General features: G+C 65.1%; 11 protein-coding genes. 9 read left to right on the top strand and 2 right to left on the bottom strand.

Annotated features, from left to right (window positions below; all coding sequences use genetic code 11):
* Positions 1-69: 69 nt before the first annotated feature.
* Genes C7I85_RS20820 through C7I85_RS20800 form a run of 5 tightly spaced genes read left to right on the top strand, consistent with a single transcriptional unit; the run spans position 70 to position 5,776 of the window.
* Positions 70-1,029 carry an ABC transporter permease gene (locus C7I85_RS20820; protein WP_106725951.1) on the top strand — a complete coding sequence of 320 codons (960 nt, stop codon included), beginning with the start codon at positions 70-72 and terminating at the stop codon, positions 1,027-1,029.
* Positions 1,029-1,862, top strand: a complete 834-nt coding sequence (locus C7I85_RS20815) for an ABC transporter permease (protein ID WP_106725950.1) — start codon at positions 1,029-1,031, stop codon at positions 1,860-1,862. The genes C7I85_RS20820 and C7I85_RS20815 overlap by 1 nt, the downstream gene beginning before the upstream one ends.
* A gap of 16 nt (positions 1,863-1,878) precedes the next feature.
* The gene (locus tag C7I85_RS20810) at positions 1,879-3,627 is read left to right on the top strand and encodes an ABC transporter ATP-binding protein (protein ID WP_106725949.1); all 1,749 of its coding nucleotides are present in this window, start codon (positions 1,879-1,881) and stop codon (positions 3,625-3,627) included.
* A gap of 17 nt (positions 3,628-3,644) precedes the next feature.
* The gene (locus C7I85_RS20805; protein ID WP_106726085.1) at positions 3,645-4,658 is read left to right on the top strand and encodes a serine hydrolase domain-containing protein; all 1,014 of its coding nucleotides are present in this window, start codon (positions 3,645-3,647) and stop codon (positions 4,656-4,658) included.
* 2 nt (positions 4,659-4,660) lie between these two features.
* Positions 4,661-5,776 carry an anhydro-N-acetylmuramic acid kinase gene (locus C7I85_RS20800; RefSeq protein ID WP_106725948.1) on the top strand — a complete coding sequence of 372 codons (1,116 nt, stop codon included), beginning with the start codon at positions 4,661-4,663 and terminating at the stop codon, positions 5,774-5,776.
* Positions 5,777-5,784: 8 nt separating this feature from the next.
* Here the strand turns inward: C7I85_RS20800 and C7I85_RS20795 are convergent, their stop codons facing one another.
* Both C7I85_RS20795 and C7I85_RS20790 read right to left on the bottom strand, forming a co-directional pair.
* The gene (locus C7I85_RS20795) at positions 5,785-6,198 is read right to left on the bottom strand and encodes a GNAT family N-acetyltransferase (protein WP_106725947.1); all 414 of its coding nucleotides are present in this window, start codon (positions 6,196-6,198) and stop codon (positions 5,785-5,787) included.
* A 431-nt stretch (positions 6,199-6,629) separates the two neighbouring features.
* The gene (locus C7I85_RS20790) at positions 6,630-7,961 is read right to left on the bottom strand and encodes a winged helix-turn-helix domain-containing protein (protein ID WP_106725946.1); all 1,332 of its coding nucleotides are present in this window, start codon (positions 7,959-7,961) and stop codon (positions 6,630-6,632) included.
* Positions 7,962-8,550: 589 nt separating this feature from the next.
* Between C7I85_RS20790 and C7I85_RS20785 the strand changes: the two genes are divergently transcribed.
* The 4 genes from C7I85_RS20785 to C7I85_RS20765 all read left to right on the top strand — a co-directional run.
* Entirely contained in the window at positions 8,551-9,270 is a 720-nt protein-coding gene (locus C7I85_RS20785) for a DUF1194 domain-containing protein (protein ID WP_106725945.1), read from the top strand.
* A 589-nt stretch (positions 9,271-9,859) separates the two neighbouring features.
* On the top strand, positions 9,860-11,602 hold the full coding sequence (locus C7I85_RS20775; RefSeq protein ID WP_106725943.1) for a Na/Pi cotransporter family protein: 1,743 nt from the start codon (positions 9,860-9,862) through the stop codon (positions 11,600-11,602).
* Positions 11,603-11,692: 90 nt separating this feature from the next.
* Positions 11,693-12,055, top strand: coding sequence for an SH3 domain-containing protein (locus C7I85_RS32300; RefSeq protein WP_106725942.1), 363 nt, complete (start codon positions 11,693-11,695; stop codon positions 12,053-12,055).
* A 198-nt stretch (positions 12,056-12,253) separates the two neighbouring features.
* Positions 12,254-12,488, top strand: a 235-nt coding sequence (locus C7I85_RS20765) for an IS110 family transposase (RefSeq protein WP_146148908.1), incomplete at its 3' end; no start/stop codon positions are given.

Raw genomic sequence — 12,488 nt, 5'->3', positions numbered from 1 at the left:
CCCTTTTGGGAAGGGTGAGGCGCCAATTCCGGCTGGTACATTGCTCATTCCGACGAAAAGGCACGATCCGTGAACTACCTGATACGGCGCCTGGCGGCTTTCCCACTTGTGCTGATCGGCGTGTCGGTCGTCGTCTTCGTCGCCATCCGCTTGGTTCCCGGCGATTCCATCACCGCCATGCTGGGCACCGAAGCGGGGCTTCTCACGCCGCAGCAGCGCCAGTCGCTCGCCACCTATTTCGGCATCGACCAGCCGTGGATCGTGCAGTACTGGCGCTGGTTCACCGGCCTGTTCAGCGGCGATCTCGGCATATCCGTCACCTATGGCAAGCCGGTGCTGACCGTCATCCTCGAGCGCTTTCCGCTGACGCTGGAACTTGCGCTGCTTTCCATGCTGATTGCGCTGGCCATCGGCGTTCCGGCCGGCGTCTATGCCGCCACGCGCAATGAGCGGCCGGCCGATCTCGGCGTCCGAATTGTCGCGATGATCGGCCAGTCGACGCCGAGCTTCGTGGTCGGCCTTATCCTCATCTACCTCCTCTCGGTCGGTTTCGGCGTGCTGCCAACCATGGGGGCCTTTACCCCGCTCTGGCAGGACCCGCTGCAGAACCTCAGCCAGATGATCCTGCCGGCCTTCACGCTCGGCTGCGCCTTCGCGGCCTCCGTCACGCGCGTGTCGCGCTCGGCGATGCTGGATGTGTTGAGCGACGATTATGTGCGCACGGCGCGCGCCAAGGGCGTTCCCGAGCGCAAGGTGATCTGGCGCCACGCATTGCCCAACGCGCTGGTGCCGGTGGTGACGCTGAGCGGCATCGAGTTCGGCTACCTGCTGGGCGGCGCCGTGATCGTCGAGCAGATCTTCGCGCTGCCCGGCCTCGGGCGCATGGTGCTGGAGGCGATCCTGCAGCGCGACTATGCGCTGGTGCAGGGGGCTGTGCTGTTCATCGCCTTCAACTTCATGATCGTCAATCTCCTGGTCGATCTGGCCTATGCCGTGCTCGATCCGCGCATCCGCCTGGAGGGCAGGTGATGCGCATCCTGAAATCGATCTTCGCGCATCCGAGCGGCCGCATCGGCGGCGCGATCGTGCTCGTCTATCTCGTCATCGCGCTCTGCGGTGCGTTCGGCCTCACCCCGCACGACCCGTTGATGCAGTACCGCATCGACCGACTGCATGGGCCGTCCGCCTCCTACTGGATGGGCACCGACCTGTTCGGCCGCGATGTGCTTAGCCGGCTGATGCAGGGCGTGGGTCAATCCTTCACCGTGGCGTTCTTCTCCGTCGCGTCGGCCACCATTGTCGGCACCGTGCTCGGCCTCACCGCCGCCTGGTACGGCAAGCGCTGGGACACGGTGCTGATGCGGCTGATGGATGTGCTGCTGGCTTTCCCCGCCATCCTGCTCGCTCTGCTGGTTGTCACCATCGTCGGCCCCGGCACCTGGACCAGCGTCGCGGCCATCGGCATCGTCTACACGCCGATCTTCACTCGCGTCGTGCGCGGCCCCGCGCTTTCGCTGAAGACGCGCGATTTCGTCGATGCTGCGCGCACCTTCGGCTCCAGCCGCACCTACATCCTGACCCGGCACCTGCTGCTCAATCTCGTCGCGCCGCTCACCGTGCAGGTCACGCTGGCGCTCGCCTGGGCGCTCTTGACGGAGGCGGGCCTCAGCTTCCTCGGCCTCGGCACGCAGCCGCCCGCCGCCTCGCTTGGCCTGATGCTCAGCGACAGCCGCAACCTGATGGAGCAGGCACCCTGGCTGCTGGCCTTCCCGGCGCTGGCGATCATGCTGTCCATCCTCGGCTTCAACCTCTTGGGCGATGCGCTGCGCGATATCCTCGATCCCAAGACGAGAAGGGCGTGAAAATGGGGGGCGTGACATGAAGCCGATCCTCTCCGTCCGCGACCTGCGTGTCAGCTTCGGCCGCGCGCCGAACGCGAAAGAGGTCGTGCATGGCGTCAGCTTCGACCTCGGCGTGGGCGAAGTGCTGGCCATCGTCGGCGAAAGCGGTTCGGGCAAGTCCGTCACCGCGCTCTCCACCAACCGGCTGATCGACTATGCCGGCGGCCGCATCGCCAGCGGATCGATCGAACTGCTCCGCGCCGATGGCAGCGTCGCCGACATTACCACCGCAAGCGCGCAGGAACTGACGAAGATCCGCGGCGCCGAGATCGGCGTGATCTTCCAGGAGCCGATGACCTCGCTCAACCCGGTGCTCACCATCGGCGCCCAGATCGAGGAGGCGTTCCGCCTGCATCGAGGCCTTACCGGCAAGCAGGCGAAGGCGGCCGCGCGCGAAGCGCTGGAGCGCGTGCGCATTCCCGACGCCGAGCGCCGCCTGTCGGCCACGCCCGACCAGCTTTCCGGCGGCATGCTGCAGCGTGTGATGATCGCCATGGCGCTGGCCTGCAATCCGCGCCTGCTGATCGCCGACGAGCCGACCACCGCGCTCGACGTCACCGTGCAGGCGCAGATCATGGCGCTGCTCAGCGAGCTTCGGCGCGAGACCGGCATGTCGATGATCTTCATCAGCCATGACATCGGCCTCGTCGCCGGCATCGCCGACCGCGTGATGGTGATGCAGGACGGGCGCGCGGTGGAGCAGGGGAAACTCGGCCAGATCCTTGACGATCCGCAGCATTCCTACACGCGCCATCTGCTGCACGCCGTGCCGCACTTTTCCGCCGGCGAGGCGGTGCGCGCAGACGCAAAGCGCGCCGGCGAAGCGCCTGCCAAGCCGGCGCTGGCAGTGGATGACCTCGTGGTGCGCTTCCCGCTCAAGCGCGGCTGGCTCAGCCGTCCATTCGGTGCAGTCCATGCCGTGGATGGCGTCGGCTTCGACCTGTTGCCCGGCGAGACGCTGGCCATCGTCGGCGAAAGCGGCTCGGGCAAATCGACCACCGCGCGCGCTGTGCTCGGCCTGGTGTCGCCCACGCGCGGAGCCTTCGCCGTCGACGAGCGCACCGCCTCGCCGGGGCAGAGCCGCCTGCCGGTGCAGATGGTGTTCCAGAACCCTTATGCCTCGCTCAACCCGCGCCTGAATGTCGAACAGATACTGGCCGAGCCCGTCATCGCCGCAGGCCAGCGCGTGGACGCGACCGTTCTTGTGCGGATGAGGAAGCTGCTAAAGCAGGTCGGCCTGCCCGAAGACAGCCTGTCGCGCTATCCGCACCAGTTCTCCGGCGGTCAGCGCCAGCGCCTGTGCATTGCCCGCGCGCTGATGCTGAACCCTTCGGTGGTGGTGCTCGACGAGGCCGTCTCGGCGCTCGACGTTTCCGTGCAGGCGCGCGTTCTCGAACTGCTGGTCGATCTGCAGCGCGAATACGGCCTTGCCTATCTCTTCATCTCGCACGACATGGCGGTGGTGGAACGTATCGCCCACCGCGTCGCCGTGATGTTCGCCGGCCAGATCGTCGAGATCGGCGATGCGAAGTCGGTACTTTCCAACCCGCAGCATCCCTATACGAAGAAGCTCATTTCCGCCGTTCCGACCATCGAACGGCGCAATCAGCGTTTCGAACTGGACACGCGGCAGGTTCCCTCGCTGGTGCGACCGATAGGTTTCGAGCCGCCCGCCGCCAGATGGCTGGAACGCGGCGACGATCACAAGGTGCGCGCCGAAGCCTGATGGAGTAGATGCAGGACATGGCCACCGACGATCTCCAGCACCGCTTCGACCGCGCCTTCGCCCCGTCGCAGAAGGCGATCGAGACGGGTCGCATTCCGGGCGGCGTGCTGGGCATTGTCGACCGCGAGGGACACCGGCTGACGAAAGCCGTTGGTCTCGCACAGCGCATTCCGTCCGAGCGGCCGATGCGGGAGGACACCTGGTTCGACCTCGCCTCGCTGACAAAGGTCATCTTCACCACGCCGCGCATTCTGGCGCTGGCCGAGGCCGGCGCAATAGACCTCGACGCGCCGCTGACCACGCTGCTGCCCGACCTTCGGCAATATGATGCCAACGCCTGGGAACGTCAGGTGACCTTCCGGCAATGCCTCGGCCATCAGACGCCGTTTCCTGCGGTCGAACCGATCTACACCTATGGCCGCGACCCGCAACTGCTGCGCGCCTTCGTGCTGCAGCGCGAATGGCGCAGGCTAAGCGAGCCGGTCTATTCCGACATCAACTTCATCCTGCTCGGGCTCGCCATGGAGCGCCTGTCGGGCAAATCGATCCGCGACATGGACGCCGGGCCGGGCTTCGCGTTTTCGGCCGATCCCGCGCAGTCGGCCGCGACGGAGGACTGTACCTGGCGCCACCGGGTGCTGTGCGGCGAGGTTCATGACGACAACTGTTCCGCGCTCCAGGGCGCTGCCCATGCCGGTCTCTTCGGCACGGCCGGCTCGGTGCTGGACTTCGCGCAAGGGCTGCTCGATGGCAGCGGCGCTTCGGAGAATGTCATTGCGCTGATGCGCACCCCGCTGTCGGACAAGCACACCCATGGCTGGGAACACGCGCGCGCCGGCTGGTTCGGCGGCGACGGCTGCAGCCCCGGCACCATCGGCCACACCGGCTTTACTGGCACGGCCCTCTGGATCGACTTCGACGCGGGGCTCGCCTGGACGCTGCTCACCAACCGCATCCACCCGACCCGGCATTTCGACAGCGGCATTCAAGACCTTCGCCGCCAGGTCGGCAACCTCATCAACGGAGCGTAACCATGGAACCCATCTGGTCGGTCGGGCTGATGACCGGAACCGTGCTCGACGGAAACATCGACGTCGCTCTGCTGAAGACCGATGGCGAGCGCATCGAGACTTTTGGTCCTTACGCGCTCGTTCCCTACGAAGCCTTCGTCCGCCCCATGCTGGAAGAGGCGCAGGCTGCCGCACGCGCGTGGAATTTCGAGGGGCCGGAACCGGCGATCTTCGCCGAGGCTGAAGAGGCCCTGACCCGCGCGCAATCGGTGGCGGTTAAGCAGGTGGTGGAAGAGGCCGGCATGACGATGGACGACATCGGTGTCGTCGGCTTCCACGGCCAGACGGTGCTGCATCGCGGCCCGCAGAAGGGCCGTGCGGGCGATACGCGTCAGCTCGGCGACGGCGAGTTGATGCATTCGATCCTCGGCACAAAGGTGGTCTACGATTTCCGCACCGCCGACGTCCGCGCCGGAGGGCAGGGCGCGCCGCTCGCGGCCGCCTATCACGCGGCGCTCCTGGGCACGGCCGGCGCGCGCGGCGACAGCGCGATCCTCAATCTCGGCGGCGTCGGCAATATTACCTGGTGGGACGGCAAGGGCGATTTGGTCGCCTTCGACACCGGGCCGGCCAATGCGCCGATCAACGATTTCATCAAGGCGCGCGGACTGGGCGAAATGGACCGGGACGGCGCGCTCGCCGCTACGGGCAAGGTGGACGAGGCAAGGCTGGCAAAGCTCCTCGAGCACCCCTACCTCTCTGCGCCTTACCCGAAGTCGCTCGACCGCTTTGACTTCACCGCCGCTATGGCCGATGGTCTGAGCGATGCGGACGGCGCCGCGCTGCTGACGGCCTTCAGCGCCTCATGCGTCGGCAAGGCACTCGACCTTCTGCCGCAGCGCCCAAAGACGCTCTACGTCTCGGGCGGCGGCCGCCGCAACCCGACACTGATGGCAATGCTTGGCGCACGTGCCGGCGTCGAGGCCATCTCGGCCGACAAGATCGGCTGGCGCGGCGATGCGGTGGAGGCAGAGTGCTTTGCGTTTCTGGCGGTGCGCGCGCTGCGCGGCCTGCCGATCAGCTTCCCCAGCACGACCGGCGTGCCACAGCCGATGACCGGTGGGCGTATTGCCGGCTGATTGCCGGCCTACAAGCTTTTCGCCAAAAAGGTCCGCGTGCGGCCCTTCGGAAAATCCGGCAGGGTGCCGAAGGGCTTGTAGCCTTGGCGCTGATAGACCTTTAGCGCTACGGGGCTGAAGGTGTCGATATAGGCGCCATGGCAGCCGCGCGCGGTCGCCTCATCTTCCGCTGCCTGCAGCATGCGCGAGGCCATGTTCTGGCCGCGCAGGCTCTCATGCACCCAAAGCCACTGCACATAGAGCCAGCCCCAGGCCGTGTAGCCCGAAATGCCGGCAACGACAGTGCCGTCATCGTCCCGCACCAATACGGCAAGCGGCCGCCTGTCGGCCGGTCCCACATCGCTTGCGTTGAAGGCGGCCAGATTGTCGCCGACGATGGCCAGATCCTCAGGCGAAGGGGTTTCGGTGACTTCGATATCCATGCGGCTGCCTTGTGGAGTGCGAAGCGCCGACACTTCGGCGCTGGCTCGATAGCTTCCCGTTGAACCAATCGACCAAGGTCTGCAAGCGTCAAATGCGCTAGCCGATCTGTCACGTCGCAATGTGGGTCACGGGCCGCCCGCTGCACCTATCGGCTTAGGGCCGGCCGCCGTTTACACCGCCGCCACTTGGTTGTTTGATATCGTTCGTGAAACGGAGAATACGCGTCTCCGGACACTTGGTTCAGGGAGACATTCGGAAGTCGGCTTAAAGGGGAAACATAAGGTCCGGGAGGGGGAAGCCATGGATCAGACGGGGGTGTCGAAGACTGAGGCCTACGAAGCCTCGGTGCCGGGAATTTTTCTGTCCATAGCCGTGCTTACGCTTTCGCTGTCAGCGCTCGTGCAGTTCCTGTGGCAGGGAACCGTGCTGTTCATGCGCGAGGCCGGCCAGCCGTCCCAAATGATAGGGCTGGCAACGCGTAAAGCTCGGTGCAGACCCGATCCAGGGCCGGGCGATCGTCGGCGGCAAGCAACGCGGTGCATTTCAGCACCAACAGGTAGATGTGGAACTCGCTGCCGCGCTCCGACAGCTCGATCCCCTTGTCGAGCAGCATGAGCGATTGGTCGATCGCCCCTTTGAACATGCGGATTTGCCCCTGGACGGCAAAGGCGGCGGCGAAGGCCGTGCTTTTAGCGAACGCCTCGTCGGCAAGGCTCGCGGCCAGGTCCAGATGCCCGCGGCCGATGAACATGAGGAGCTTTGCAACGCCGAGCACCAGAAGCGGGTTGCTCTGCACCTTCGGCAAACTGGCGAAGGCCAGCTCCTCTATTTCGTCCTCGATGGCTCTCCAGGCCGAGACCGGCAGCTTCTCCCGCTGCATCTGCATCACCAGCTTTGCGTAGAGCGTCATGCCCCACATGATGGCGAGCGTCGGGTCGTCGGGACGTTCCGCGCGCGCTGCAGCGAGCTGCATCTCGTTTTCGCGCCAGCTTTCGAGCGACCGCGCCAGCACAATGGCCGCGTCATGGATGCGCAGATGCAAGGGCGTGTCGACCGGAGTGGCGTCCGCACTGTCCGGGATCGCCAGATGCGCCCAGATGGCTTTCCTGACCTGCTCCGCGACATGCTTTGCCATCTGCGAGACTTCGGCGTCGCCGATGTTTACGCGAATGGCGCTGATCACCTGGCGCGTGGAGACCTGCCGCAGGACAAAAGCCGCATGGAGGGTGTCGCCCTCGAGATGGAGGCTGACATCCATGCTGTAGTCGACATTGTCGGGGCTGAGTTCGCGGTTCCAGCCGGGTTCGGAAACGACCGGTCTGTCCGGTCCCATGGACTTCCGTAACGCCCGATCCAGCGCGGCCAGTACATGCGCCGCAAGCGGGGAAGCAGCCGCATCCAGCCCGTAGACCGGCCCGATGACGAGAAAAGCGGCGGCAGGCGTATCGGCCGCCGGCTCCGCGATCCAGATATATCCTTCGCCATACTGCGTCGCGATGAAGCGCGGCTTGCGCGCATTGTCACTCAGCCGGGTCCGCAGGCGATTGACGAGAAAATCGATATTCCGCTCGCTCGTTTCCGAGCCGTCCCTGGCCAGCATGCCCATAAGCCAGGCGCGGCTGAGCAACTTTCCCGGATGGCCGGCAAAATTGAGCAACAGGGCCCGCTCGTGCCGGGTGAAACGCAGCTCTGTGCCGTCGTCCCGCCGCGCAGACAGCATGTCGGCATCGAATACCAGATCGTGAAAGCGCTTCGCCCGCATTCCTCTCCACCCCGCCGAAAGAAGAAAGACAAATAGATTCCTGCCTGAAGCCACTATTTCAATAGGCTAATTTCTTCCGGGAACGGCATTATTTTATCAAGACCAAATATTGGCACAACAATCTCCCGCTAGCGAATACGGACACCGGAAGAGCATGTCCGTAACGCGTTCGGCGGAGTGAGTTTTGCGTCTCCTGCCGGCAATTACTGTTCTGTCAACATTGGGAAGACAGACGAGGCGAGAGAGCGCAGATGCTACGCATTTGGCTGAGAGAGAGCTCCGAACTGCTTCACGATGCGGTCAGGCTACTGATGCTGATGCGGTCGGCTTCCAGCTGGGACCCGCATGAAAAGGGCCGGCCGCCGCGCGATTTCGACGGGCGATGACCGGATGCGATCCATCCCGGAAGCCAAAGCCAATCATCCGAACCGGAGACGCTCGCATGCATATGGCCAACTCGGCCCCGGCAATCGGAGCGTGCGCACGCCTCGCAGCCTCGGGCATATTTCCAGCCGAGTGGAGATCGCCGGTTCGAAAAAGGGGAGCCTTCTGCGGCTCTCTTGCCGCCGCATTTGTAGCCCTGCACTCAATGACGCTGTCGCCAGACGTAGCATTTGCCGTCGAGGACGATGCGGTGGACACAGCGGTCATCTTCGCCGTCGACAAATCCTCCTCCATCGGCCCCGGCACCGCGCAGCTGCAGCTCAACGGTCATGTCGAGGCGCTGCGATCCGCGGAGGTCGCCAAGGCCATTGCAAGCGGTGCGATCGGATGCGTCGCGATCTCCTATGTCGAGTGGTCGAGCGTCGGAAAGCTGGACGTCATCCTTCCCTGGACCCGGCTGTGCGGTGCCGAGGATGCCAGCAATGCCGCGGGCCGCATCCTTGAACGCGGAAGCGACGGCATCGAGCGAAGGGGAGGCGGCAGAACCTCTCTGTCATTCGCCATCGATGCCGGCAGATTGCTGCTCGGCAGATACCCCGGCCATGCGGGACGCAAGGTCATCGACGTTTCGACGAACGGCACCAACAATGACGGGCTTTCGGTCAGCGACAGCCGGGCGCGGGCATTCGAGGTCGGCTACATCGTCAACGGCATTGCGGTTTCGCGAGACGAGCCCGGAATTACCGATGACCTGCCGGGATATCTGGAACACAACGTCATCACCGGGGCGGGAGCCTTCGTGGTCGCGCCAAGCAAGCCCGAAGAATACGCAATGGCGCTTCGCCGCAAGCTTGTGCTGGAGATCAGTGACAGTCAGACTGGCGGCGCCGCAGGCGCGCAATATGCCAGCAACAGTGTTCGATAGACTGTGCGATGAGGTGAACCTCAAAAGCGCTATGGCTTTCATCCATGGTTGATGGTCTTGAGCGCAGGCCGCATGCTGCAGCGCGTGGCGTGGTCGCAGCCTTTGGAGCAGCGGACCAGGGGCGTGTTCCCCATCGCAAAGATCCTGTTCAGGACGGAGCAGGCGACTTCAGCGCGCTGAACTGGGATGTTCGTGAGCTGCCTGCTGTCCAGGGTGGCAGCGGCGCCGAGGTCCGCGTCCCATACTGTAGCAAGCCCGGTCGTTTTCCACACAGCTGTACCTCCCGGGCTGCGTGTCGGTTTGCTCCGTTGAGGGGGCGCGAAAGTCAAAGTCGTCCAATGTGAGGCTCCGTGTGCGTGCCGGGCGGATAAGCCGTTTCGAAGGCCGCTCATTTGATCTCGGTCAAGTCGGACCAGACTTCCCTCATAAAGAAACAGCTTATGGACAGGAGTCTTTGAACGCACGGGCTGAAACCGCCTCGGCGCCAGAATTCGACCGCAGCCACAGCGAAGGCTATCGGCATAGCTTCGCTTGGCGCTATGTCTCCAAAGAGCTCAAGCCCCGGAAGCCTAGGCGGGAGGAGACGTGCATGTCGACGGCAATCGCCATTCTCGGCGGCGTCGGGCTGTTCCTGCTCGGCATGACCGTCATGACCGACGGCCTGAAGGCGCTGGCGGGATCGGCCCTGCGCACCGTTCTCGCCAAGGCGGCGGCCACGCCGCTCTCGGGCGCCTTCTGGGGGGCGGTCGTCACGCTGCTTGTGCAGTCGTCGAGCGCGGTGACGATGACGACAATCGGCCTGGTAAGCGCCGGGCTTCTCACCTTTCCCCAGGGGCTCGGCCTCGTGTTCGGCGCCAATGTCGGCACGACGGGCACCGGCTGGCTCGTGGCGCTGATCGGCCTGCGCGTCTCGCTTTCGACCTATGCGCTGCCGATCATCTTCGTTGGCGCGCTGGCCAAATTGCTGGGGGGCAGGCGGATCGCGGCGGCGGGTGGCGCGCTCGCGGGCTTCGCGCTGGTGCTCTACGGGTTGGCGACGCTCCAGCAGGGCATGGGCGGCCTCGCCCAGAGCCTGCATCCGTCTGACCTGCCCGCCGTGCTGGGCCCGCCCGGGGTTGGCTGGATCGCAGGGTCGGTCGGCCTCATGACCCTGATCGTCGTCGGCCTGGCGATGACTGCGGTGATGCAGTCCTCGACGGCCGCCATCGCCGTCACCCTTTCGGCTTTCTACGCCGGAGCAGTGAGCCTGGAGCAAGGCACGGCACTGATCATCGGCCAGAATATCGGCACGGCGACCAGCTCGGCTTTGGCAGCCATCGGTGCCAGCGCGACCGCCAAGCGCCTTGCGCTTGCCTATGTGCTGTTCAAGCTCATAGCGGCGCTGATCGCAATCGTCGCCTTTCCATTCACCACGGCGCTGATGAAGGTCCTGGCCGAGTCGGTCGACGGGATGACGCTGCTTGCCGCCTATCACACGGCCTATAACGTCGTAGGGGTCGCGGTGCTTCTTCCGGCGACGCAGTGGTTCACACGTACCGTGGAGCGGCTCGTGCCCTCCAAGCAGACGGCGCTTCAGCGCGCGCTCGATCCAAGCGCACTCGCCAGTCCGGTGATCGCGGTCGAGACCGCCCGGCGTGTCGTGGCGGATGTGCTGACGACCACGACCGCTTCGGTGTCCGCGGCGCTTTCGGGTGGGCCCGGACCTGCGGCGCGGGACACTGCGGCAGCCGCGGCCACGCTCGAGGAGGTGCGGGATTTCCTGTCCGAATTGAAGGAGCCGCCCGAGACCGAGGCCGAACTACTCCGCATGACGAGCACGCTGCACGCGCTCGATCACGCTTTGCGCCTGGTGGAAGTCGTAACGAATGGCGAGTTCGCAGGACAGCTGGACGGAGCTCTGCATGACCGTCGCGCCGCCGAGCTGTGCACACGGGCCATGCGCGCGGCACAGGCGATTGGTAGCTCGATCACTTCGGAATCCGGGCTCAGCGCCCGGGCCGCATCCATCGATTGGAGCGTTTCGTCCGATGTCGCCGCAGCGCTCGCCGAGGCGGAGGGCGCAGCGAGGGAACTCGACGGACTGGAGCAGGACCATCGCGCCGCGACCCTTGCTTCCGTCGCGCCGGGAAAGCTGACCGCCGCGGATGCCTTCGCCAGGGTCGACGCCGCCCGACGGCTCGGCCGGATCGCGCATCATGCCTGGCGCTCGGCGGCGCATCTCTTCGGCCGCGGCGCGCCTGACAGTCAGGACCCGGTGGGGACAGTTCGGGAGGTCCGCATGACGAGCCGAGGACAAAGTACCGCGCCTCGGCCGATGCCGGATGTGGAGTAACGGCGGCGGCTCGCTTTCAATCCATCCCGGCCTATGTTTCCGGGTCAAACATGGACGTGACCGTGTGCCGCCTCTGCGAATTGAGGCTCCATGTCAGGCCATAGGAGGCTAGCCATGAATGTGAAGCAAATGGCAATCCTGGCTGCTCTTGCAGCGACAACGATAGTCGTGCCGGTGCTGCCGGCGGAGGCGGCCCGAGCCGTCGTCACCGGGAATGTCGATGTCCGCTCAGGACCCGGTCCCCAGCACCGCGTCGTAGGTCGCCTGCGCGCCGGGGAGCGAGTGGATGTCACTCGATGTGCCTCCTCGCGCCGCTGGTGTCACGTTCAGTCTCGGCGCACGCGCGACGGCTGGGTCAATTCACGGTTTTTGGACCGCGTTCGCGGCGGCCCCAAACGTACCGGCGGCATTTGTTTCTTCGGCGCACGTGGCCAGATTTGCCTGGGCCGCTAGCACGCCGAGAAACGCTGGAACGGTGGCGCTCGGTACTATGAGGACGCCGCGGAACGGGATCTGCAGCCACTGATGTCCCACGGGCTGTAAAGAAAAGATCGGATGATTGGGGCTCCCGTGGCGCTCCCGCTGCGGGGGTGACAGGATTTCAATCTGCGGGCAGGCTCCTCAAGCTTAACTGGTCAAGGAGCCCTGCCCATGGATCTGTTCGTCGGTCTCGATGTGTCCGTTCGCACCACCAGCGTCTGCGTCATGGACGCTACCGGTCAGATCCTCAAGGAGGGCAAGGTCGAGACCGAGCCGGATGCAATCGGCGCTCTGCTCCATTCCATCGGCGGGCATTTCAAGCGGGTCGGCCTCGAGGCCGGCCCGTTGTCGCAATGGCTCTACAGTGGGCTTGCGGCAGCGGGGTACCCGGTCATCTGCGTCGAGA

This window comes from Pseudaminobacter soli (ex Li et al. 2025) (genome assembly GCF_003012705.1).
Lineage (GTDB): Bacteria > Pseudomonadota > Alphaproteobacteria > Rhizobiales > Rhizobiaceae > Pseudaminobacter > Pseudaminobacter soli.
The sequence above is the reverse complement of the archived record's forward strand: the minus strand, read 5'-3'. Positions and strand labels throughout refer to the sequence as shown.

Excerpts from the sequence above, each read along its gene's own strand:
- C7I85_RS20815 (WP_106725950.1), top strand. The coding sequence starts at position 1,029 with ATGCGCATCCTGAAATCGATCTTCGCGCATCCGAGCGGCCGCATCGGC.
- C7I85_RS20810 (WP_106725949.1), top strand. The coding sequence starts at position 1,879 with ATGAAGCCGATCCTCTCCGTCCGCGACCTGCGTGTCAGCTTCGGCCGC.
- C7I85_RS20805 (WP_106726085.1), top strand. The coding sequence starts at position 3,645 with ATGGCCACCGACGATCTCCAGCACCGCTTCGACCGCGCCTTCGCCCCG.
- C7I85_RS20800 (WP_106725948.1), top strand. The coding sequence starts at position 4,661 with ATGGAACCCATCTGGTCGGTCGGGCTGATGACCGGAACCGTGCTCGAC.
- C7I85_RS20795 (WP_106725947.1), bottom strand. The coding sequence starts at position 6,198 with ATGGATATCGAAGTCACCGAAACCCCTTCGCCTGAGGATCTGGCCATC.
- C7I85_RS20790 (WP_106725946.1), bottom strand. The coding sequence starts at position 7,961 with ATGCGGGCGAAGCGCTTTCACGATCTGGTATTCGATGCCGACATGCTG.
- C7I85_RS20785 (WP_106725945.1), top strand. The coding sequence starts at position 8,551 with ATGACGCTGTCGCCAGACGTAGCATTTGCCGTCGAGGACGATGCGGTG.
- C7I85_RS20775 (WP_106725943.1), top strand. The coding sequence starts at position 9,860 with ATGTCGACGGCAATCGCCATTCTCGGCGGCGTCGGGCTGTTCCTGCTC.
- C7I85_RS32300 (WP_106725942.1), top strand. The coding sequence starts at position 11,693 with ATGTCAGGCCATAGGAGGCTAGCCATGAATGTGAAGCAAATGGCAATC.